Consider the following 22845-nt stretch of genomic DNA (forward strand, 5'->3'; position numbering starts at 1 on the left):
GCGTTGTTGCATCGCGGTGTGGGTGAAGAGGTCAAGAACACCGAGTTCAGCCGCGCGCACCGGCAGGAGTACCGGCGCAAGGTCCAGCTGTGTCTGGACGTGTTCGAAACCATGCTGGCGCAGTCGGGTTTCGAGTTCGAGCGTCCGCTCACCGGCATGGAGATCGAATGCAACCTCGTCGACGACGAGTACCAGCCCGCCATGGCCAACCAGGAAGTGCTCGCCTCCATTGCCGACCCGGCCTATCAGACCGAATTAGGCGCCTACAACATCGAATTCAACGTTCCGCCGCGGCCGCTGCCCGGCCGCGCCGCGCTGGACCTCGAGGAGGAGGTGCGGCGCAGCCTCAACGCCGCCGAGATCAAGGCCAGCGAGGACGGCGCGCACATCGTGATGGTGGGCATCCTGCCGACGCTGATGCCCGAGCATCTTTCCGACGGCTGGATGAGCCAGTCGACCCGATATCAGGCGCTCAACGACTCGATCTTCACCGCGCGCGGCGAGGACATGCCCATCGACATCTCCGGGCCGGAACGGCTGAGCCTGCAGTCGGCGTCCATCGCGCCCGAGTCGGCCTGTACCAGCATGCAGCTGCACCTGCAGGTCTCCCCCGCCGACTTCGCCCGCAACTGGAACGCCGCCCAGGTGCTGGCCGGCCCGCAGCTCGCGGTCGGGGCGAATTCGCCGTATTTCTTCGGGCATCAGCTGTGGGCCGAGACCCGCATCGAACTGTTCACACAGTCCACCGACACTCGTCCCGACGAACTCAAGGCCCAGGGCGTGCGGCCGCGGGTCTGGTTCGGGGAGCGCTGGATCACCTCGATCTTCGACCTGTTCGAAGAAAACGTGCGGTACTTCCCGTCCCTGCTGCCCGAGCTGTCCGACGAGGATCCGGTCGCCGAGCTCGCGGCGGGCCGGGCACCCCAGCTGGCCGAGCTGAGGCTGCACAACGGGACCATCTACCGGTGGAACCGTCCGGTGTACGACGTGGTGGACGGCGTGCCCCACCTGCGGGTGGAGAACCGCGTGCTGCCGGCCGGGCCGACCGTGGTGGACATGCTGGCGAATGCGGCGTTCTACTACGGTCTGCTGCGAACGCTGTCCGAAGAAGACCGGCCGCTGTGGACCAAGATGAGCTTCGCGGCGGCCCACCACAATTTCGTGGAGGGCGCTCAGCACGGCCTGGACGCCCGGCTGTATTGGCCCGGCCTGGGCGAGGTGACCCCCGATGAGTTGGTGCTGCGCAAGCTGCTCCCGATGGCGCACGACGGGTTGCGCCGCTGGGGGGTGGCCGCTGAGGTGTGCGATCGCTACCTCGGGGTGATCGAAGGTCGCGCCAAGACCGGCCGGACGGGGGCGACGTGGCAGGTGGCAACGGTGCACAAGCTGCAGTCACAAGGTTTGGCCCGGCCCAAGGCGCTGGCGGAGATGCTGCGGCTGTACATCCAGCGGATGCACAGCAATGAGCCCGTCCATACCTGGGATTGAGGCGCGTACGTTGGAACCATGACATCTGGACAGGTCTTGGACTGGGATGGCGCATACAAGGGGGAAGCAGGTTTCGAGGGCCAACCGCCGTGGAATATCGGTGAGCCACAGCCCGAGCTCGCCGCGCTGCACCAGGCCGGGAAGTTCGAGAGCGATGTGCTCGACGCGGGCTGCGGCCATGCCGAGTTGTCGCTGGCGCTGGCCGCCGACGGCCTCACCGTCGTGGGGCTGGATCTGAGCCCGACGGCGATCGCCGCAGCCAACAACGCCGCGCAGGTGCGCGGCCTGTCGACAGCCAGCTTCGCCCAGGCCGACATCACGTCGTTCACCGGTTATGACGGCCGGTTCAACACCGTGATCGATTCGACCCTGTTCCACTCCCTGCCGGTCGAAGGCCGCGACGGGTACCTGCGCTCCATCCACCGCGCGTCGGCCCCGGGTGCGCACTACTACGTGCTGGTGTTCGCCAAGGGCGCGTTCCCGGCGGAGTTGGAGACCAAGCCCAACGAAGTCGACGAGGACGAGCTGCGCGCAGCGGTGTCGAAGTACTGGGAGATCGACGAGATCCGACCCGCGTTCATCCACGCCAATGCTGTCGCGATGCCGGCCGATGTTCCGTTCGAATTGCCCGAACACGACTTCGACGAGAAGGGCCGCATCAAGTTCCCGGCCTTCTTGCTGACCGCGCACAAGGCGGGGTAACGGCGGGCCCGGCGATCCTGCCCAGCTACCGCCGAACCCGCCGCATTCCTGCGGCTTTCACTGTGTAGGTGTCAAACAACGTCGAGAAGTTCGCTATGCGGCGGTCGGCATGGCGGTGAGGGTGCGGCGTGCGTGTGAGCGCAGGTGTGATGGTTCGGGGCCTGCCGGGTCGTGTGGTGGGATAAACCAGGGATGGCGGTCAGGTCCGAGGTAGATCTGCCAGCCGCTGTGGTGAATCAATGTGTGGTGGTGGCGGCAGAGTAGGACACCGTTGTCGAGGCTGGTGATTCCTCCTGTGCCCCACGGGTTTATGTGGTGGGCGTCGCACCAGGACACGGGTCTGCCGCAGCCGGGGAAGGCGCACCCGTGGTCCCGTACGGCCAAGGCCTTGCGGATGCGGGGCGGGAACAGTCGCTCAGCGCGGCCCACGTCCAGGGGCGCCTGGTTCTCGTCGATGAGGACCGACTCGGCCGTGCAGTCGCACGCGATCAGGTCCGCGGTCGCGGTGCTGATCGGCCCGGTGAAGCCGAGCCTGTCCACGCGCCGCTGACCGAACACCCCCGCCTCCGCAGGCGTCGTCGGGTGGGCGGGCCGGATGAGCGTGACGTGCGGGAGCACTCCGCCGGAGCTGGGGCGGCCCGAGTGGGACAGGTAATCACGGACCAGTTGCCCGAACGCGTCGGCACGCCGCCGGGTGGTCGAGCGGGGGTCGGGCGATCCATCCGGCAGTGGGACGGGCCGGCACAGCGGGTCCAATGCGGCGAACAGTTCTTCACCGGTGAGCGCATCGAGGTCAAGGGTGGCGCTGATGCGGCCGTCGTCGTTCTGGTTCAGGGTCATCTCGTTGAGTTCGGTGTTCTCGGCGACCGGCACCACCGCCTCCTGCGCTGGTTGGGCCGACGCCCGGCTGATCGCAATCTCGCGAGCCTTCGCGTTCACTGCCGACGGCGTGTTCTGGATCATCAGGGCCCGCACCACCTGGGCCCTGTCCTCGTCGGATAGCTCGACACGGTCGTGGATGTGTTTGACGCCCTTCCCGACCGCATCTGCGAAGTCGATGCCCAACGCCCCGAGACGTTGCTGCCGAGTCACCGCGGGCAAGGTGTGCGCGACGCGTCCGACTCGTGCTGCCCGATACGCCGCCGCAGGGGCCACACCCAGCCCAGTCAACAGGTCCGCCCCGGTGCGTAGATGTTGGCGGGCTGGGATCCCGGCGCGTTCAGCCGCTGCGACTGCCTGGGCGATCACAAAATCGAACAGGTTGCCGGCGATGACCGCAGCCGCGAGGACCGCCAGCAGCGGCTGGTCATCAACCACCCGCCGGGGACTATCGAGTAGATGAAACAACCGGCGATCAGCGTCCTCGTCGGGAGTCGGTGACGGGGTGAGGTCATCGATGAGCACATCAATGACGGTGTCCAGATAGGTGGCGTCCATGACAGATACCCAAGCTTTCAACAAAACGGTGGCACGCGGGCGTGCGGTGCGGTCGACAAATATCGACTCCGGCAGGTCCTGGCGTCCCAGGAACGTGTCGAGCCAGTGGCGCGGGCGAAGCTTCAGTTGCCCTTCCGGGGGAGAACTTCTATTCGAACTTGTGTTCGATCCTACGCCCCGTGATGACCTACCGCAAGGGGTCACATCCGGAGGACACCGGGGACGACACCACCCGAAAGTCGTTCTACGAGTTGCGTAACCGCCGTCGACTACGGCACGTCCCGCAACACCTCCGCGAACTGCTCCAGGTCCTCGGCCGTCGTGTCGACGTGGGGTGAAACCCGCAGCACCGGCTTGGCCATCTCGAACGGCGCCCGCGCGAGTTCACATGCGGTGGTGACGATTCCGCGTTCGACGATCAACCAGGCGCGCACCCCGGCCGGATCGGCGCCATCGGTGGGTTCCAGCGTGGTGATCGCGGTGGGCTCGTCGACGGGTTCCACCACCCGCCATCCGGGGACGCCGGCCAACACCTGCCGCGCTGCGCGGCCCACCTCGGCGAGCCGCTCCCGGACGACTTCCGGTCCGGCGGCAAGGTGTTCACCCAGCGCGACCGAGTATCCGATGCGGGTCGCGGCGTTGTGCTCACCGTGCTCGAAACTCTGCAGCACCGTCACCGGCACATCCCAGTCGGCCGGCGGCACCCGCCGTTGCAGTTGCGCCACCAATCCGGGCTGTACCGCAAGGAACCCCACGCCGCGTGGCCCAGCCAGCCATTTGCGCGACGACGAGTAGAGCGCGTCGGCGCCGACGTTACAGTCCAGATGCCCGAAGGCCTGCGCGGCGTCGACCACGATCGGCACGCCCGCCTCGCGGCACGCCGCGACCATCTCGGCCAATGGCTGAGCCACTCCACGATGGCTGGCCAGCGCGGTCAGGTGCACCAGCGCCGGATGATTCGACACCAGGGCACGCAACGCCTCCTCGACCACGACCCGGCCATCCCCGTCAACCGGCAACGCGCGCACCTGAAAACCGTTGGCAGCCATGATCGCCAAGTTCGGCCCGTACTCGCCGGACGGGCAGGCCAGGGTGCGCTCCCCCGCCCAACTGCCGAGCAACAGATCCAGGGAATGGTTGGAGCCCGAGGTGTAAACCACGTTGTCGGCGTCGAGCCCAGTGAGTGCGGCCACGGCCGCCCGGCCTGCCGCGAGCACCGGCGCTGCCGCCTCGGCAGCCACGTAGCCGCCGACTTCGGCCTCATGGCGGGCATGTGCGGCGACGGCATCGATGACCGCGTTGCTCTGCCGCGAGCAGGCACCGCTGTCGAGGTGTAGCCCGGCCACCTTCGGGCGGGCGTCGGCCCACTGCTGCGCGAGGCTCATTTCACCGCCAGCGACAAGCCAAAGTCACCGGATTCGTCGGTCCACCAATGTGTTTGCCGCAGAACGGCCTTCGCCAGTTCATCGGCCACCCCATCGGGCCGGAACTTGCAGGAGACCTCGGTCAGCATCTCCTCGCCGGCGCCGAAATCGACGTCGAGATCCAGCGCCGCCACCCGCACCCGCTGCGGCGACTCTGCCCGCAGCCACATCTCGATTCGCTCTTCGTCGGCATTCCACTTCGCCACATGTTCGAAGGCGTCGAGATCGAAATCAGCGCCGAGCTCGCGGTTCACCACCGAGAGCACGTTGCGGTTGAACGCTGCTGTCACACCGGCACTGTCGTCGTAGGCACGGACCAGCCGGTCGGCGTCTTTGACCAGATCGGTGCCCAAAAGCACGCTGTCACCGGGCCGCAGGGTCTCGGCCAGCGAGGCCAAGAACTCCGCGCGTGGACCGGGTGTCAGATTGCCGATCGTCGAACCGAGGAAGGCCACCAGGCGGCGCCCCACCGAAGGGATCTTGCCCAGGTGCTCCTCGAAATCACCACACACCGCGTCGATCTCGATGCCCGGATACTCCTGGCCGATCGCCGCGCCGGCAGCCCGCAGCACCCCGGCATCGACGTCGAACGGGATGAACCGGCGCAACTGCGCACCGTCGCGCATGGCGTCAAGCAGCATCCTGGTCTTCTCCGAGGTGCCGCTGCCAAGCTCGACGAGCGTGTCGGCACCGGCGGCCGCGACGATCTCTGACGAGCGATCGCGCAGGATCTGCGCCTCGGTGCGCGTGGGGTAGTACTCGGGCAGGCGGGTGATCTGGTCGAACAGATCACTGCCCACCGAATCATAGAACCACTTGGGCGGCAGCATCTTCGGCGATTGCGCCAGCCCTTCGCGCACATCGCGGCGCAGCGCGGTGGCAGCCGAATCGGCGGCCAGATAATTGGACAGGGTGAGCGTCATACCGAACCTTTCAGTGGGGTGAGCTCGACGCGCGAGTCTGAGACGTCTACCAGATGGCGGTCGGGAATGTCGGTCCAGCCGGGATCGTCGTCGTAGGGCTCACTGGCGAGCACGACGCCGTCCGGCAGCCGCAGCATCGACAAGGTGTCACCCCAGGTGGTGGCCAGCATACGAGAACCGTTGGCGGCCAGGATGTTCAGCCGGGCATTGGCATCCAACGCGCCGACCTCGGCGATCGTAGACCCTAGTGCGTCCAGGCCTCGGGAGAAGATCAGCGCGGCCAGCACGGCGCTGTCCACGGTGGATTCGGCAACCCCGGTCAACGGCAACACTGCCCGATTCACGATCCCGTTGTGCGAGAGCAACCACTGTCCGTCGGTGAACGGCGCCGAGGCCGACGGCTCGATGGGCATGCCGATGGTTGCCGAACGCACCGCGGCGACCACGCACCCACTGCGCAGCGCGGCTGCGACCGACGCGAACGAGGCATCACCCCACAACGGCTTGTCGCTGCGCCACCGACGCGGTACACCGTCGTCGAAAAAACCTGCGCCCCAACCATCGGCGTTCATCAACCCATGCTTCTGCCGACGCGGCGCATACGACTGCACCAGCAGCCCCTGCGACGGATCCAGCACCAGGGCGGCCACCGATCGCGGCGCACCGAGCCACCCGATATGCCGGCACATCAGACGTCCCAGGCCAGACGGACACCGGCGAAGATCTGCCGCCGGATCGGATGGTCCCAATTGCGGAAGCTGGGCCGCAGGATGTCGGCGGACACCGCCCACGAGCCGCCGCGCAACACCCGGTAGTCACCGTCGAAGAAGGGCTCGGTGTAGCGGTCGTACACCATCGGGGTGAAGCCGGGCCACGGCCGCAGCGGCGAGGTGGTCCACTCCCAGACATCGCCCAGCATCTGCTCAACGCCGTAGGCCGAGGCTCCGGCCGGATACGCCCCTGCCGGGGCGGGCCGACGGGCCTCGCCGCCAAGGTTGGCCAGTGCTTCGGTGGGTTCCGATGCACCCCAGGGGAATCGGCGCCGGGCACCGGCCGCCGGATCCCAAGCGCAGGCCTTCTCCCACTCGACCTCGGTGGGCAAACGGGCGCCGGCCCAGGCGGCGTAGGCCTCGGCTTCGAAGAACGTGACGTGCTGCACCGGTTCATCACCCGGGATGGACTCGATGTGACCGAACCTGCTGCGGGTGCCCTCCGGCCCCCAAAATTGGGGCGCCACCAGACCGGCCTCCTGCCGATGCGCCCAACCGCGTTGCGACCACCAACAAGACTGCTGATAGCCGCCGTCGTCGATGAACTCGCGCCATTCGGCGTTGGTGACCGGTACCCGGCCGATGCGGAACGCAGCCACGTCCACCTCATGGGCAGGACGTTCGTTGTCCAGCGAGTGTGGTTCGGTGAGTTCGTCCACACCGAGCACGAACGGGCCGCCCGGGATCAGCACCGAGGTACCGGCCACACCGGGGCGACCGGTGGGCAACGCACTGCCGGTGTCCAGCAGTGGCGGCCCGGACCGCAGATTGAGCGCCTGCAGCATGGTTTCGTCGTGCTGATTCTCGTGGCTGACGATCAGCCCGAAGTTGAAGCCGGAGTCGTCGGTGTCAAGGGAATCGAGGGCGTCGAGCGCGCGCGACCGCACCGTGGCGCAGTAGGTGCGGGCGTCGGCCGGCGGCAGCAGGGGAAGCTCGACGCGGCTGGCGCGGGAATGTACGAAGGCGTCGTAGAGCCGGTCCACCTCGGGATCGAGCATGCCGGGGAGGTCTGGATTACCACCCCGTAGCAGCCACAGTTCCTCCTGCTGACCAATATGGGCGAGATCCCAGACCAGCGGGCTCATCAACGGGCTGTACTGGCGGTGCAATTCGGCGTCGTCGAAGTCGACCAGACGCAGGGTACGTTCCCGCGCCCGGGTGAGCTGCAGTGCCAGCGCCTCGCGGTTGATCAAAGCTCGCCCTTCACCAGTTGGCTCATCGCAGAAGCGATTCCATGACCTACTACCTGGTCGGCGAAGCCGTCGGCCGGGCAGCGTCCCTCCTGGACCGAACGCGTCAGCTGCTCCATCGATTCCGCCAATGCCACCGGGGCCCGTTCCGCCGCGGCCGCCACACATGTGATCGCCGCCTCCTGTAGCCGCCGATCGGTGAGTCCGATCCGGGCGGCCCGGTCCCATGCGGTGGCCACCGGTGCCGTGGCCTCGGTGGCGATCGCGGCAGCCTCAGGATCATCCAGGAGCGTGGTCAGTGTGAATACCACTGCGGGCCACAGGGCGTCGGGCACGCTGTCGAGGTAGCGGATCTCCAGCCAGCGCCGCGGCCGCACGGGTGGGAACAGCGTCGTGAGGTGGTATTCGAGGTCGGCTTCGGTGGGGCGGCGGCCGCCCAGTACCGCACGCCCGTCGGCCCAGTCGGCGAACGGGACCCAGTTGGTCACGGGCACCGCGTCCGGGGTGTTGACGAGCATCACCGGTGCCCGCAGCGCATAGCGCGCCCAGTCACTGGCCGGATCATCTCCGTCGGCCCCCAGAATCGGGCCGCAGCGGGCGGAATCCAGCTGACCCCAAACCCGTTGCCGCGACGACTTCCAACCGGTGAATCGTGCGCCCAGCATCGGCGAATTCGCGGTGATGGCAATCATCGTCGGCCCCAGGGCGTGTGCCAGCCGGACCCGCCGGGACCAGTCGTCGCGTGGGCCGGCGTCGAGGTTGACCTGAACCGAGGCGGTCGACGTCATCATCGCCGCACCGGGCCCGGCAGAACCGCTGGCCGCGAAGAACGTTTCCATGGCCTGGTAGCGCAGGCCCGGATTGACCCGCTCGGTGGGCCGCACCGGATCGGCGCCCAACAGCACCAGGCCCAGGCCGCGTCGCTCGAACTCCGCGCGCAACACGGCTCGATCGGCCAGCAGTGCGGTGATCGCAGCCGACGATCCCTCGGCCGGTGGGCCAGAGAGCTCGACCGCGCCGCCGGGCTCGACGGTGATCCGGCTGCCGCCGGGCAGCGCGGGCACCGAGGCGATGATGTCGGAGATTTCATCCCAGCCCGGACGCCGCAGCGGGTCCGCGAGGTCGAAACAATGCGCCTCGATCTCCAGGCCCACCTGCCCCACCGGCCCGTCATCCAAACAGCGGGCTTCGATGAACGCCGCGGCATCCTCGGCGCTGGTGAACTCGACCGGAGCCAACCGGGCCGCATCGGTCCTGACGGGTACTGCCACAGCAACCACCCCTCCCGGTCCTCACCGGATCAAACGGCTCGGTTCTGTTCCATCATCCAGATCGGACCGACATGTTCTACTGGCCCAGCGTGTTCTGCATGGCACCTGCCAGGACATTGACGGCTGGGCCCGCGTTGCCGGACTGGCACACCTTGGCTTGCAGCAGCACGTTTTCGCGTTTGCGGGTGGTGTTGAAACAGCGCCGGTCCGTGCCGGCCTCCTGCTTCACCCAGTCCGCGTCGGTGGCGCTCGCCGGGCCGCCGGTGAAGGTCCACACCTGGGTCACGAAGTTGTCGAGGTGCATCGCGGTGGTCTGCCCCGAGCAGCCGTTGGTGCGGTCCACCACGCGGTGGAAGGCACGGTCGGCGGCCTCGGCCGTCGCGAAGACGCCGATCGCCTGCTTGACGTAATGGCTCTGGTCGTTGGCGGCGGTCTGGGTGGTGGCTCCGTTGAACGACGCGAGATCCGGGTCGTTGAACACCTCGGGGAGGCCGATGTCGGCCCAGTTGTTGCACACCGGGTTCTCCACCGAAAAACCTTGGAACGGCGAGGTGAACTGGGACTCCCACGTCATCGGGGCACCGATGATGTTGCCCACCGAGCCTTTGGGCATGACGGCATAGGACACGACACCGGGATCTGAGGGACGCGCACCAGCAGGTGCAGCCAATGCCAGCGCGAGACCGGCCAGCCCGAAACCGACAGTCAGGGCACGCATGGCCTCGATCATGCCAGTTAGTGAACCGTCCGCGTGCAATAGGTTCGCGCCGGCGACGGGTACGGCCAGGCGTAGTGCCCGGTTTCGGCAGGGCAGGCCGACCCGTCCCGCACGTCCAGCCGTTGGGTCACCTGAACCATGACGCCCGGGCCCCGGACGCTGCGCGCGGTGCAGTCGGCACGTTCGACCATGCCCGCGGGCATGCCGAGTTCGTAACAGTGGTTGGCGACCAGATTCGGGACCAGGCACAAGCGCGTGGTCGACGGATCGGCGAGTTGGGCGGGCAGGTGCTGATATTCGGTGCTCGGACACGCGCCGTTGGCGTCGGCGATGGCCCCGACGGTGTAGCTGGGGTCGACGTCGCAGGAGACCTCGCCGGCCCGCGTGACTTGCGGGGCATCGGGTCTGGCGGCCGGGATGCTCACGCAATCGCCGACCGCGAAGACCATGGCCGCACCGCGCTCGGGTTCGGTGCCCGCGCTACACCCGGCGGCCAGCACCGGCGCTGCGAGCAGCGCGGCGACCAGAAGCCGATTGCGGGTCATGGATAGCGAGAATCTCACGATTCGGCCGACCCCACCCAACGCTTGGGCGAAAACCAAGGCGCCCCGGCCACCAAGGGGAAGTGGCCGGGGCGTCCGTTGGGCTGCAGAGTGGTCTAGTTGGGGGCGGCTGTCTGGCAATCCGCGCAGACTCCCCAGAACACGACTTCGGCTTCGTCAACTGCGAAACCGGCCAGGTCAGAGGGTTCCAGACACGGGGTCTCCCCGACCGCGCAATCGACGTCGGCAACTGCACCGCACACCCGGCAGACCAGGTGATGGTGATTGTCGCCGGCGCGGGTCTCATAGCGCGCAGAGGAACCGGCAGGTTCGATACGACGGACCAGACCGGCGTTCACGCAGGCCCGCAGGACGTCGTAAACCGCCTGGGTGGACACCGAGCCGAGGTTCTCACGCGCCAGACCGGCCACATCGTCTGCAGTCGAATGCGGATGGTCGGCCAGAGCCTGCAGAACCGCGACCCGCGGTGCAGTCACGCGCAACCCAGCGGCCCGCAACAGGGCCTTGGGGTCGTGGACATGCACCGTGGTCACGGCTCCAGTATGCGCGCTCTTTGGAGTCAGTCCAAAAGAGCGGGCTGTGATTATGGTCGCGCAGGCGGTGCCGGTGTCGCCGGGGTCTCAGACCGCTCTGAACCACTGCCCGGGCCACCTGGGCCGAACGAGCCGGGGCCGGGACCCCACGGCGGCATCATGCCGTGCGGCGGTCCCATCCGACCCGGCCCGCCGTCGGGGCCGCCGCGATGGAACATCATCATGCCGCCGCGGTCGTGGCCTCCGCGATGGTGATGACCGTAACCGTCGCCGGAATGCGCACCGAGGAAGAACCCGGTGCCGAAGACCACGGCGACGATGAAGACGGTGCCGGCCGCGATGCCGACCCAGGCCAGCGCCTGCATGAGACGGCTCGGCTTGTTCTCGGTGGGCGCGACGGCGGCGGGCGCCGGCTCGGTCGTGGCGACAGGCTGCGTCACAGGTTCACGGGGTGTTTCAGTCATGACACGAGCATGCGAGCACTGTTGAGGTGCCGATCAAGAATTGGCTGTGAATCCGCTTTGAAAGCGCTGCGGGCGCTTCCTTGGCCAGGCCGCCGTTTGACGCTCGGTTGACGCCGTTTTCTGCCCAGGGGCTGCTCGCGTACGCGAACCACAGCCATGCGGTAGAAAGCGGCGCGCAGAATCTACTACTGGACGACTCACGACCCATGAAAGCTGGCCATTGAGCATTCTCAACAGCACTCCCCAGTGGACCAATGGCGACCTCAGGCGGCTGGGCGACGCGCTGGCGGCCGGTGGCACGACCACCGAAGTGCACGATCGGTACAACGCCGTGATGCTCTGGCACAACGATCTGGCGGCCGAGGTGGCCACCACGTTGTACATCACCAACTGGCAAGCCTGCCCGCCCGACCGATTCGACATCACCGCTCGACCCAAGACCGTCGACACACTGGTGCAGAAGCTGCAGCGGGAACCGAGATTGACGCTCGACCAGGTCCAAGATCTCGCCGGCGTACGTATTGACGCTGATATCACCCTTGATGTGCAGACAGCGCTTGCAGAAGAAATCGCCGCACACTTCGGCGAACGCTCCCGGGTGCGGGATCTACGCGACAATCCCCACAGCGGCTACCGCGCCGTCCACGTCTGGCTGCGATTGCCAGGCGGCCGCGTAGAGGTTCAGATTCGCACGGTTGGCCAGAGCGCCTGGGCCAACACCTACGAGCGGATCGGCGATCTCCTCGGCCGGGGTATCCGTTACAACGAAATGCCTGAGGATCAAGACGCCCGCGAAATAGTTGAGTTGATGCACCAGCTGGCCGACACCCTGGCACGCAACGAGCGGTCCAAGATCAAACTTGTGAAGACTCAAGCGGAGATGAGGATTGCACGGGAATCGCTACAACGGATGCCCGTGGCGAAGAAGGTGACAAGGCAATATCTGGAGACAGTCGCCCTTCTTGAGGAGCTAGAGCAACGGGCTCAGGATATGCGGGACGGACAAGACGCTGCACAGGCCGAGTATCTGGGCACGCTCACTGAGGTGCGACGTATGCTCGACAGATATTAGGAGTTGAGGGACATATGCCTGGATTCGTAGTCGAGTTCAACCGGCGCACCCGCGAACGGCGTGTGCGTGAGTTTGACGACCCTGGTGACGCGATGCGGATGCGCCTTCAATTGGAGTCTGAACGCGTTGATGGGGATATCGAAATCGCCGCTCTGACCAGCAAGTCTTTGGAGACTCTGCAGCGCACGCATTCACGGTACTTCACCGGTAAAGAACTCACCGCAATCTAGATTTCCTGCGGGGCACCCAGGCGCTGCCCGGCGGTCGACGGCGTTTTCTTCCTAGGGGTTGCGCGCACACGCGAACCACAGCCCTACGGTGGAAAGCGGCGCAGAGGCGTGATGGGATCGGCGCTCAGAAGCTACTGCTCCCACGGCTTGAACGGGTTCACCGCGTACTGGATCACCCGGTACGGGGTGCCGCCACGGGCCATGGTGTTCCACTGGCTGATGAAGACCCGGACTTGATCCAGCGTCGAGCCCGGTGAGATGTAACCGCCGTAGGGCTGGGCCAGCTGGTTGACCTCCGGCGGCGGCAGCGCGTCGGCCGGGTCCGGCCAGGCACTGGCGAACACCACCGTGGTCACCGGCGCGGCGCCCAGACCGGTGGGGTCGTAGGAGACCCGCACCTCCATGTTTCCGGTGGTGGCGTTGAAGTACGACAGCACGGGCTTACCGTCGATCTGCCGGATGCTCATCTCACCCACCCGGTCGGCGAACAAGGCCGTCGGGGCCTTTCCCCAACCACCCGACGACGACCAGCCCTGCCAGGTGGCCCGGTCGGTGAAGGTCTTCGGGCCGGCCCGGTACAGGAACGGCGAGCTGCTGCGGTCGAAATTGTTGGCCAGGATGTACACCCACCCGCTCGGCGAATCCGGCGCCGGCACCGGGTCGTAGTAGCCGGTGATCTGCGATTGAGCGCCGCCCTGATACTCGGCCTCCCGCACCGAACCCGGCACCGTCGGCCAAAGAGGCCGGGCCGCATCGGCTTTCACCAACCGAGAGCTCTGCGGCCGCAGATCTTTGGTGGTGGTCACCAACATGTAGTTCTCGCGGTTGATGGAGATCACGCCGGCAGGCAACTGCGACGAACCAGGTGGCGTCGCGTCGGCCAGCAGCGGCTTGTCCACCCCGGTCACGCCCCGGTAGCGCACACCGCCAGCGCCCTCGATGGAGTCGGCGTCGACGTGCAATGCGACCGGCGAGTGCCAGCCCCCGAAGCCCACAGCCTGGCCCGCGAAGCTGTCACCGCAGACCTGGAGCACCCGGCTGGGGAACTCCATGAACTCGCACAGGTCGGTGGCGCCGATGCCGTAATCGCGGGTGGGCGTACCGGTTCCGGCGCTGGGGCCGATGCGCAGCACCTGGCCGGGAGCCAGCGGGGGCACCACCGGATCGCCGAAGCCCGGGTTGGCGCCCGCCACCGGTAACGCCGAAACGGCATTCCAGCAGAGAAAGATCGAGACAACGCCTGCTGGAATGCGGTTTCGGCGCAAGGGGGTGTTTAGAGCTCGGCGGCCAGCAGCTCGGCGATTTGGATCGTGTTCAGCGCGGCCCCTTTTCGCAGGTTGTCGCCGGACACGAACAGGGCGAGACCACGCCCGTCGGGCACACCGGGATCCTGGCGGATCCGGCCGACCAGAGACTCGTCGACACCGGCCGCGGCCAGCGGAGTCGGCACGTCGACCAGCTTCACACCGGGCGCGCCCGCGAGCAGATCCTGGGCACGCTCGACCGAAATCGGTTGAGCGAACTCGGCATTGATCGACAACGAGTGACCGGTGAACACCGGAACACGCACGCAGGTGCCGCTCACGAACAGTTCGGGGATGCCCAGGATCTTGCGGCTCTCGTTGCGCAGCTTCTGGTCTTCGTCGGTCTCACCGGAGCCGTCGTCGACCAGTGAGCCGGCCAACGGGATCACGTTGAAGGCAATGGGAGCAACGTATTTCACCGGCTCCGGAAAGGTGAGTGCGGAGCCGTCGTGCACCAGCTGTTCGGCACCGTCGACCACCGCGCGCGTCTGCGAGGCGAGCTCCTCGACACCGGCCAGGCCACTGCCCGACACGGCTTGGTAGCTCGACACGATCAGGCGGGTCAGCCCGGCTTCCTCGTGCAGAGGCTTGAGCACCGGCATCGCAGCCATGGTGGTGCAGTTCGGGTTGGCGATGATGCCTTTCGGGCGAATTCTGCCGTCGCGCTTGAAGTTCACCTCACTGACGACGAGAGGCACGTCAGGGTCCTTGCGCCAAGCCGACGAGTTGTCGACGACGACGGCGCCGGCCGCGGCGAACCGCGGGGCCTGCACGCGCGACATCGTCGCACCGGCGGAGAACAACGCGATGTCCAGACCGGACGGATCGGCCGTCTCGCTGTTCTCGACCTCGATCTCCTCGCCGCGGAACGTCAGCTTCTTGCCCTCGGAGCGGGCCGAGGCGAAGAACCGGACCGAGCTGGCGGGGAAGTCGCGCTCTTCCAGCAGGGTGCGCATGACCTGGCCGACCTGCCCGGTGGCACCCACAACGCCGATGTTCACCATCTCAGCGCCCCGTTCCGCCGTAGACCACGGCCTCGTCTTCGCCACCGAGGTCGAATGCCTCGTGCAGCGCCGCGACGGCGGTGTCCAACTCGGTGTCCTTGACCAGCACCGAGATGCGGATCTCCGACGTCGAGATCAGGTCGATGTTGACACCCGCCTCGGCCAGCGACTCGCAGAACTTCGCGGTGACGCCCGGGTGGCTGCGCATGCCCGCGCCGACCAGCGACACCTTGCCGATGTGGTCGTCGTAGAGCACCTGGCTGAACCCGATCTCGTCCTTCAGCCCGGTCAGCTTCTCCACGGCCGTCGGGCCGTTGTCCATCGGGCAGGTGAAGGTGATGTCGGTCTTGCCGTCCTCCACCTTCGAGATGTTCTGCAGCACCATGTCGATGTTCACATCGGCCTCGGCGACCGCGCGGAACACCCGGGCGGCATAGCCGGGGACGTCCGGGACACCGACGACGGTGACCTTGGCCTCCCCGCGGTCGTGGGCTACTCCGGTCAGCAGGGCGTCTTCCATGGGGATGTCCTCGATCGATCCTTTGACGATGGTGCCGGGCTTGTCCGTGTACGACGAACGAACGTGAATCGGCACGTTGTAGCGGCGGGCGTATTCGACGCAGCGCAACATCAACACCTTGGCGCCGCATGCGGCCATCTCGAGCATCTCCTCGAAGGAGACGGTGTCGAGGTGGCGGGCGTTGGGCACGATGCGCGGGTCGGCGGTGAAAATGCCGTCGACGTCGGTGTAGATCTCGCAGACGTCGGCCTTCAGCGCGGCCGCCAAGGCGACGGCGGTGGTGTCCGAGCCGCCGCGGCCCATGGTGGTGACGTCCTTGCTGTCCTGGCTGACGCCCTGGAATCCGGCGACCAGCACGATGACGCCCTCGTCCAGCGCGTCGCGCAGGCGCCCGGGGGTGACGTCGATGATCTTGGCGTTGCCGTGGATGCCGGTGGTGACGATGCCGGCCTGTGACCCGGTGAACGAGCGGGCCTGCGCACCGAGCGACTCGATGGCCATCGCGACCAGGGCGTTGGAGATGCGCTCACCGGCGGTCAGCAGCATGTCCATCTCGCGCGCGGGCGGGGCCGGGGAGACCTGACGGGCCAGGTCGAGCAGGTCGTCGGTGGTGTCGCCCATCGCCGAGACCACGACGACGACGTCGTTGCCTGCCTTCTTCGTCTCGACGATGCGCTCGGCCACGCGACGGATCCGATCGGCATCCGATACCGAGGATCCGCCGTACTTCTGTACGACGAGCGCCACAATCTAACCCTTCAGAACGCTGGAATGAGTCGAACCAAGGATAAGGGAGACGCGCACGGGATTTTCCCCGCCGGTAGCTTGGCGGGCGTGCCTGACACGCCGAAAGGCAGGCTGGCCAGCACCAGCGTGCCCATTCATCCGGACCTCGCAGCCCGCTGGAGCCCCCGGGCGTTCGATCCCGATGCCGTCATTACCGCTGACCAGCTCACCGCAGTTCTAGAAGCGGCGCGCTGGGCGGCCAGCTGGGGCCACCGCCAACCGGTCCGGTTCATCGTCGGGATCAGAGGCGACGAGACATTCACCACACTGGGCGGTCTGCTCAAACGCGGCAACAGTTATGCCCATGCGGCCTCCGCGCTGATCCTGGTGTGCGCCGACCAGGGAGAAGACGAGCGCACGGCCTTGTACGCGGCGGTCGACGCCGGCGCGGCGATCGCGCAATTGACCGTCGAGGCGGTGTCACGCGGGCTGATCGCCCATCCGATGGCCGGCTTCGACGTCGACGGCGCCCGGTCGGCGTTCGGCATCCCGGACGGGGTGCGGGCCCTGGCCGTCATCGCGGTCGGCACGCTCGGCGACTACTCGGCGGCCGATCCGGCCGTTGTCGAGCGCGACAGCCGGGCCCGGGAACGGATGCCGCTTGAGGAGATCGCATTCGTCGGGCGTTGGGGATTTCCCATTGCCTCACCCAATTCGGATTAGCTGCGGAAACATAAATTCCGGAATTGCCGCCAGCCGCCTTTCGGATGGCTTCGCGAAAGCCGCCTTGGTGGTAAACCCACTAGGGAACCTTCTAGGCCTGAGGGAGAGGATCACATGTCACGACAGGCCATCCGCAAGGCCGTCATCCCCGCTGCCGGTATCGGTTCACGTCTGTTACCGCTGACGAAGGCCATCCCCAAGGAGATGCTGCCGGTCGGCGACAAGCCGGTCATCGAACATACTGTGCGTGAACTGGTCAGTTCCGGCATCACTGACATCACGATCGTGGTATCCGGCGGGAAAACTCTGATAGAGGAGCACTTTCGACCGAATGAGCAGCTGATCGCGCAGCTGCGCAAAGATGGGAAAGATGCCTACGCCGACGCGGTCGAGGAGGTCGGCGAGCTGTCCGCCCGCGGCCACATCACCTATCTTCATCAGCACGGCCCCTACGGCAACGGCACCCCGGTCCTCAATGCATCCCGATCGTTCGGCGACGAGCCAATTCTGGTGCTGTGGCCCGACGACGTCTTCGTCGCCGAGGTTCCGCGCGCCCAGCAATTGATCCGGGCATACGAGCAGACGTCGTCCCCGGTGCTGGCGTTGATGCCGATGGCTCCCGAGCAGTCGTACCGCTACGGCGTACCCATCGTGAAAGAGGACCTTGACGACGGGCTCCTACGGATCACCGGAATCGTCGAAAAGCCCCGACCCTCGGAGGCTCCATCCTCCTATGCCGCCATCGGCGGTTACGTCATCACCCCCGGCGTCATCGATGAGCTGCGCGAACAGACCAAACGCTGGTACGAGGGCACCCAGGCCGGTGAGATCTACCTGACCGACGCCATCAACGCATATGCCAAAGACCATGCCGTTTACGGCCAGGTAATCCAAGGACATTGGTGTGACACCGGAAATCCGTCCGACTACCTGGTCGCGCAGTTCGCTTTCGCGCTGGCACATCCTGAGTACGGCCCGGTACTGCGAGATCTCGCATCCCAGCTGGAGGGCCCGCTGCTGCACACAATTGCGCAGGAGATAGATAGTCCTAACTCAGGTGGTACGACGCCTTCTCCATAGGACGGCCCCGACCAACCCGATGAGCGCCGCAACCGCCACCGCGGCGCCGACGAGGGTATTCCGCGAACTGGACTGTGCCGACGATCCGTCGGCACCGGCGGCACCGGCGGCGTTTTGAGTGGCTCGGATCGCGAGATTCACCGGCTCACCGCCCACACCGGCCGCGAGCACATCTCCGGTGAGCTTGGAGAAATCGCCGCCGACGCCCTCGAGGTAGCTGAACACGGGGTCGACCAGTGTCCACGGGCCAGTAGTGGTCACGAGGAGAACAGCACGGTCGCGGGGCCGATCGGCGAACGCCTGGATCGATCCGAGGCCGCCCTTGATGCTTGCGCGAAGCACAGTCGGAAGCTCGAAGTCGATCGCCGTCCCGTCACCACCGATGGGTGGTTTGAGCGAAGTCTCTTTCAGCGCTGCGGAATTGGCCAAGATCACTGCTCCGGTGTTGGCACCAGCGGCAGTATTGAGATCGACTACCTCTGGTGTCACAGGCGTACCGGCGAAGCGCGCGATCGACACCACCATCCGCGCGGCGGTGGCGAGTTGATTGGGGGCGCTCCCGTCCATCGCCACCATGAATTTGGGACTGAACTCCGACGGTATGGCGCCGAAACCGTCGAGCGGGGGGCCGCCGCGGTGCACGCTCAATGTCGATTGCGGATTCACTTCGAAGGTCAGCGGAACGAGGAGCCCGCAGGCCTCATGCGGCGTGTAGGTGAGGGCCATATCGAGGGTGATGTACTGGCCAATCTTCTTGCTGTCCAGATCGAATGTCGCGTCGAGGCGGCCAGTGTTGTCGAGTGCCGCTCGATAGACCACCACACCACCGGAGTGAATCACCACCGCTGCCGCGTCATCTCTGGCCACCGGCGCATAGTCTGCGAGCAGATGCACCTGGACACCATCGACACGATCGGCCCCGAACGATGCACGTTCGACGCCGACCGACATGGTGGCACTGCGGATGACGTCGGTGCTGCCGGTCATGCTCAACTCGTCGAACGTCAACGTGTCACCGCGCGGGCCAGGATCCGACGAGCCTGCCTGGTCGACTCGGACCGTTTCTACCTGCGCCAGCGACTGAAGCTTGTTGACAAGGAGTGACAGCTGAGTCGACAGCTGACCACCTTGACCGGAGACGCGAAGGAATGCATCGGGTGCGCCGGGGTTTTCGACCTGCAGGCCGGGTTTGTCACTGTGTTCGACGAGAACCGCCCGCGTCAGTTCGCCCGCCGGCGGCGGTACCGATCCGCGAGGTTGGGTGACGACTGTAATGACCGTCGGCTGATTGCTGTACAAACGCGCCAGTGTGGATACCAGCGTCAACACCGCTTGCTGCTCATCGGTGTCGGCATCGACTGGGGTATAGATCGTCGCCCGCTGAAGCACCGGTGGAAAGAAGTCCGCGACGGTCGTCGCCGGTGCTTCTGAGCCCGTGAACATGATCGACAGATCACTGACGACTAGCTGCTGACGAGGCCAGCAATATGAACTGGTGTACATCTGTGGGTCGAACCGTGGCCGCAGAGCGAAGGTCAGCCCGATCGGCGAACCGCGCCGTGCCGCTGAAATATCCACATCCAGCGGTGTTGTGGGCCGACTGGATGCTCCGGGTGGCAGATCGATCGCTGCGAGCAGCTTGCCACCGTCGTCGCTGATGTCGAGGGTGCCAGCATCGAAATTCACGGGCGCCTTGATGGTGCCGCGCAGCCGAACCGCATTCAATCCAGCCGGTACCGGCACTGTCAGTTTTTCTGGGTTCTCTGGAGCGACGTAGATTTCGGATTTCGTTCCAAGCTCAGGACCGGGCAGAGTCAGGCTCGGCTGGTCTGGTGGCGGCGGGGGAACGGGGTCCGCATATGCAGGAGCGATGGCAGGTCCGACGGATACCGCCGAGACGATCACGAGCGTCGCCGACAATGCCGCCGACAATAGGGCACGTGCCAGGAACCGATGCGTATTCGCTGATGGAACGGACCTCACCGGGTGCACGCTGTTCGACCTGCTTTCGGATATCCAAGCCTTTGAGCCCAACCGAAATCGGACTATACCGGCGGGAATAGCCGACCGTCGGACCTTCGAATGTTGCAATTCTTCTGTTGCCTTGGCTAATCCATCGGAGGACTGGAAAAGTCGATCACATGGCATACGGTGCCCACTATGCGACGACCGGCCTGACAACGGCCCTCCTACTCGCCGTCCTCACCGGGATATCCATATCCGGGTGCGCCCCCAAGCAAACCTTCGATGACGGTAGGCCCGCGAGCAACGAGATCACCGTGTCCGCCTCCGACGATTTCTGCCAACTGTCAAGGACATCCGCGGATACCGGCACGACCGCCTTCGTCGTCACCAACAATGGCACCCTGGTCACCGAGTTCTACGTGTACGCCGCAGGCGACCGCGTTGTAGGCGCGGTGGAAAACATCGCTCCCGGCTTGCAGCGCAAGCTGATCGTGCAACTCGCTGCGCCTGGCAAGTACTACACGGCGTGTAGACCTGCAATGGTCGGCGACGGGATCCGGGCCAACTTCAAGGTAACCGGAAACGCCGTCCCATCCACCCAGAGCAAGTTCGATGCCGCCGCAGAGGACTACAGGAATTACGTCACCACGCAGACCAGCGAACTGGTCACTGCCACCGAAGCATTCGTCGGCACGATCAAGAAGGGGGATGTCGAGGGCGCCCAGCCTCTGTACGCAAAGGCGCGCGCGTACTACGAGCGCATCGAGCCGGTCTCGGCATCGTTCCCCAACGATCTGGGCCGGCGCATCGACCTACGCGAAGCAGATTTGCGCCCGGGTGAGAAATGGACAGGCTTCCATCACCTGGAGAAAAACCTCTGGATGAGCAAGCCGCCGCCGGACACCAATGCGATCGCCGATCTGTTGGTGGCCGACGTCAAGGAACTCGACGCGGCCTTCAAGGACCCGAAGTGGACGATCGACCCAGCCGAGCTCATCAGTGGAGCGCAACGCGTACTCGACGAAATGGCCGCGAATGCGATCACTGGCCAGGAGGATATTTTCAGCCACACCGACCTGTGGGACTTCCAGGCCAATCTCGATGGGTCCCGCATCGCAGTCGGCTCAGTCCGCCCGATCGTCGATGAACGTCGTCCCGGATTTGGCGTGCAGATAGACCAGGCGTTCGCCACCGCCCAAGGCCTGCTGGACAGTCACCACTGGAAAGACGGTTTCGTCTACTACGACTCGGTAACCGAACCCGAGCGCCAAGAACTCTCACAGGCTATCCGAGCATTGAGCGCCGTGGTCACGCAAGTGCGGGACGTGGTGGCGCAACCATGACAACCGCTATCAGCGCAGCGTGAAAGCCTCGTCATAGCAAGCGAACACGGCGTCCTTGGCGAAGGTTGCATCGAATTGCCCACGGGCACCGTCAGATATCTCGCGGTTGCGGCTGGGATCAGTCAAATCACCCATCGCCTCGACGAACTGGACGGGCTGATCGGCGATCAACACCCCGTGCTCGCGACCAACAGCGAATCCATCGGCTCCCACACTCGTCGAGACCACAGGGAGCCCCCGTCCCAGTGCCTCGATTACTTTCAGCTTGATCCCCGAACCGAATCGCAGATGGTTGATCAACCCGGCCGCCGAAGTCAACACCCCGGTGAGATCGTCGACATAGCCCTCCAAAGTCACCGAAGTGCCGAACCGCCCCGCCAACTCGGCAAGTTCCCTGCCGCATTCCCGACCGATGATGCGCAAACGGGCCTTCGGCATCCGCTTCAGCACCAGCGGCCACACGTCGGCCAGGAACGACCGCACGCCGTCCTCGTTGTGCGGCAACGACAACAATCCGATGAAGACGAAGTCGGGAGCTCCGTCGTATTGACGCTGCCGGAACGGCGGCGGTTGGACCAGAGGAGGTACCGCGATCACGTCTGCGGATCCACGGTCGGCAACCCGGGCGGTCAGCCTGACCGCCTCCCCTGCATTCACCAGGAGATTCCTCCGGAATCTCAATGCCGCACGGTTTTCGCTGCGCCGGACGAGCGCCGCCTCCATACGCAGGAGCGCCCGCTGCGGAAGCCTGGCATCAGCCAAGGGCCTCAATAGGCTGGGCACGTGTTCGGCGAAATTGCCGAGCGGGCGCATCGTCACATCAGGAAAACGCGCCGCCGCGTCGAGCATGGCCGCATAACGCTCAGAGAATAGATCGTCGAGGTAGCAAAGCTGTCGGTCGGCGTGGGCCTGGTCCGCGTATTGCGCCATCCGAATGGTGTCGTAAATCTCCAGATCCGGGTCGATTTCCTCCAGCACCGCGCGCACCGCACGGCTGACTTCGGGCGAGTGCAACAAGGATTCCTGGAGGGACGCGCGCCCAGTCGGAACGCGGCTGGCCACCGCGGCCAATGTTGCTTTACGGGCCGGTTTGGGCAGCGGATGCAACGTGACGGGAAACTCCGGCTGCGGCCGGCCACCGACAAGCAGGTAATGGACGTGTTGCGGGCCAAACCGATCGCGGAAGTACTCAAGAAATCCGGCCAGCACCACCTTCTTGCCCGCGTCCGTGGGATATGGATCAACCGCGCTCACGAACGTCACGGACACTGCACACCTGCCTCGATTTCTTCAGTCGCCCGTTCAATCTCTGGCCGCAATTGCATCACAATTGAACCTACGATCGCTTGCTGACGCCGCGGTTTTTCTCTGAGCTCAGCCCCGCTGACATACACT

The 22845-nt window shown here is 65.8% G+C and carries 22 protein-coding genes; 7 read left to right on the top strand and 15 right to left on the bottom strand.

Annotated elements, in window-relative coordinates:
* Positions 1-18 precede the first annotated feature (18 nt).
* Positions 19-1488, top strand: coding sequence for a glutamate-cysteine ligase family protein (locus BKG60_RS01025; protein ID WP_070186467.1), 1470 nt, complete (start codon positions 19-21; stop codon positions 1486-1488).
* 18 nt (positions 1489-1506) lie between these two features.
* Positions 1507-2190, top strand: coding sequence for a class I SAM-dependent methyltransferase (locus tag BKG60_RS01030; RefSeq protein WP_070943777.1), 684 nt, complete (start codon positions 1507-1509; stop codon positions 2188-2190).
* Positions 2191-2283: 93 nt separating this feature from the next.
* Here BKG60_RS01030 and BKG60_RS01035 read toward each other — a convergent pair whose 3' ends face one another.
* From BKG60_RS01035 to BKG60_RS01080, 10 genes are all read right to left on the bottom strand, one after another.
* Positions 2284-3627: an HNH endonuclease signature motif containing protein gene (locus BKG60_RS01035; RefSeq protein ID WP_070943776.1), complete on the bottom strand. Its 1344-nt coding sequence runs from the start codon at positions 3625-3627 to the stop codon at positions 2284-2286.
* Positions 3628-3896: 269 nt separating this feature from the next.
* Entirely contained in the window at positions 3897-5012 is a 1116-nt protein-coding gene (gene egtE / locus BKG60_RS01040) for an ergothioneine biosynthesis PLP-dependent enzyme EgtE (protein WP_070943775.1), read from the bottom strand.
* Positions 5009-5974, bottom strand: a complete 966-nt coding sequence (gene egtD, locus BKG60_RS01045) for an L-histidine N(alpha)-methyltransferase (protein ID WP_070943774.1) — start codon at positions 5972-5974, stop codon at positions 5009-5011. The genes egtE and egtD overlap by 4 nt, the downstream gene beginning before the upstream one ends.
* Positions 5971-6663 (bottom strand): ergothioneine biosynthesis protein EgtC, encoded by a 693-nt coding sequence (gene egtC / locus BKG60_RS01050; RefSeq protein WP_070943773.1) that lies wholly within the window; start codon positions 6661-6663, stop codon positions 5971-5973. The genes egtD and egtC overlap by 4 nt, the downstream gene beginning before the upstream one ends.
* Positions 6663-7937, bottom strand: a complete 1275-nt coding sequence (egtB, locus tag BKG60_RS01055) for an ergothioneine biosynthesis protein EgtB (protein ID WP_070943772.1) — start codon at positions 7935-7937, stop codon at positions 6663-6665. Before egtB ends, egtC begins: the two co-directional genes overlap by 1 nt.
* Complete coding sequence (gene egtA, locus BKG60_RS01060; RefSeq protein ID WP_070943771.1) at positions 7934-9205, bottom strand: ergothioneine biosynthesis glutamate--cysteine ligase EgtA; 1272 nt, start codon at positions 9203-9205, stop codon at positions 7934-7936. The genes egtB and egtA overlap by 4 nt, the downstream gene beginning before the upstream one ends.
* Positions 9206-9281: 76 nt before the next feature.
* Positions 9282-9923, bottom strand: a complete 642-nt coding sequence (locus tag BKG60_RS01065) for a sensor domain-containing protein (protein ID WP_070186468.1) — start codon at positions 9921-9923, stop codon at positions 9282-9284.
* A gap of 17 nt (positions 9924-9940) precedes the next feature.
* On the bottom strand, positions 9941-10468 hold the full coding sequence (locus BKG60_RS01070) for a hypothetical protein (RefSeq protein WP_070943770.1): 528 nt from the start codon (positions 10466-10468) through the stop codon (positions 9941-9943).
* Between the two features lie 113 nt (positions 10469-10581).
* Complete coding sequence (locus BKG60_RS01075) at positions 10582-11019, bottom strand: Fur family transcriptional regulator (protein ID WP_070943769.1); 438 nt, start codon at positions 11017-11019, stop codon at positions 10582-10584.
* A 50-nt stretch (positions 11020-11069) separates the two neighbouring features.
* Positions 11070-11483 carry a hypothetical protein gene (locus BKG60_RS01080; RefSeq protein WP_070943768.1) on the bottom strand — a complete coding sequence of 138 codons (414 nt, stop codon included), beginning with the start codon at positions 11481-11483 and terminating at the stop codon, positions 11070-11072.
* A gap of 220 nt (positions 11484-11703) precedes the next feature.
* Between BKG60_RS01080 and BKG60_RS01085 the strand changes: the two genes are divergently transcribed.
* Positions 11704-12555, top strand: a complete 852-nt coding sequence (locus BKG60_RS01085; RefSeq protein WP_070943767.1) for a hypothetical protein — start codon at positions 11704-11706, stop codon at positions 12553-12555.
* Positions 12556-12569: 14 nt separating this feature from the next.
* Positions 12570-12785 carry a hypothetical protein gene (locus tag BKG60_RS01090; RefSeq protein ID WP_070186427.1) on the top strand — a complete coding sequence of 72 codons (216 nt, stop codon included), beginning with the start codon at positions 12570-12572 and terminating at the stop codon, positions 12783-12785.
* Positions 12786-12916: 131 nt separating this feature from the next.
* Here BKG60_RS01090 and BKG60_RS01095 read toward each other — a convergent pair whose 3' ends face one another.
* The 3 genes from BKG60_RS01095 to BKG60_RS01105 are packed head-to-tail and all read right to left on the bottom strand — an operon-like array spanning position 12917 to position 16360.
* Positions 12917-14050 (bottom strand): DUF4185 domain-containing protein, encoded by a 1134-nt coding sequence (locus BKG60_RS01095; protein ID WP_120764781.1) that lies wholly within the window; start codon positions 14048-14050, stop codon positions 12917-12919.
* 8 nt (positions 14051-14058) lie between these two features.
* Positions 14059-15093, bottom strand: a complete 1035-nt coding sequence (locus BKG60_RS01100) for an aspartate-semialdehyde dehydrogenase (RefSeq protein WP_070943766.1) — start codon at positions 15091-15093, stop codon at positions 14059-14061.
* A 1-nt stretch (position 15094) separates the two neighbouring features.
* A complete protein-coding gene (locus BKG60_RS01105) occupies positions 15095-16360 on the bottom strand; it encodes an aspartate kinase (RefSeq protein WP_070186429.1) in 1266 nt (421 codons plus the stop codon).
* 87 nt (positions 16361-16447) lie between these two features.
* On the opposite strand from BKG60_RS01105, the gene BKG60_RS01110 reads away from it, so the two are divergent.
* Together BKG60_RS01110 and BKG60_RS01115 are read left to right on the top strand one after the other, a co-directional pair.
* Complete coding sequence (locus BKG60_RS01110; RefSeq protein ID WP_070943765.1) at positions 16448-17062, top strand: nitroreductase family protein; 615 nt, start codon at positions 16448-16450, stop codon at positions 17060-17062.
* Positions 17063-17176: 114 nt separating this feature from the next.
* Positions 17177-18142 (top strand): UTP--glucose-1-phosphate uridylyltransferase, encoded by a 966-nt coding sequence (locus BKG60_RS01115; protein WP_070943764.1) that lies wholly within the window; start codon positions 17177-17179, stop codon positions 18140-18142.
* Here the strand turns inward: BKG60_RS01115 and BKG60_RS01120 are convergent.
* Positions 18116-19828: a hypothetical protein gene (locus BKG60_RS01120; protein WP_242663544.1), complete on the bottom strand. Its 1713-nt coding sequence runs from the start codon at positions 19826-19828 to the stop codon at positions 18116-18118. The two genes, BKG60_RS01115 and BKG60_RS01120, sit on opposite strands and share 27 nt — an antisense overlap.
* 455 nt (positions 19829-20283) lie before the next feature.
* Here BKG60_RS01120 and efeO point away from each other — a divergent pair, with 455 nt between their 5' ends.
* A complete protein-coding gene (gene efeO, locus BKG60_RS01125; protein ID WP_070943762.1) occupies positions 20284-21450 on the top strand; it encodes an iron uptake system protein EfeO in 1167 nt (388 codons plus the stop codon).
* A 9-nt stretch (positions 21451-21459) separates the two neighbouring features.
* Here efeO and BKG60_RS01130 read toward each other — a convergent pair whose 3' ends face one another.
* A complete protein-coding gene (locus BKG60_RS01130; protein WP_242663542.1) occupies positions 21460-22662 on the bottom strand; it encodes a glycosyltransferase family 4 protein in 1203 nt (400 codons plus the stop codon).
* Positions 22663-22845: the final 183 nt, after the last annotated feature.

It is taken from the genome of Mycobacterium syngnathidarum (assembly GCF_001942625.1).
Taxonomy (GTDB): domain Bacteria; phylum Actinomycetota; class Actinomycetes; order Mycobacteriales; family Mycobacteriaceae; genus Mycobacterium; species Mycobacterium syngnathidarum.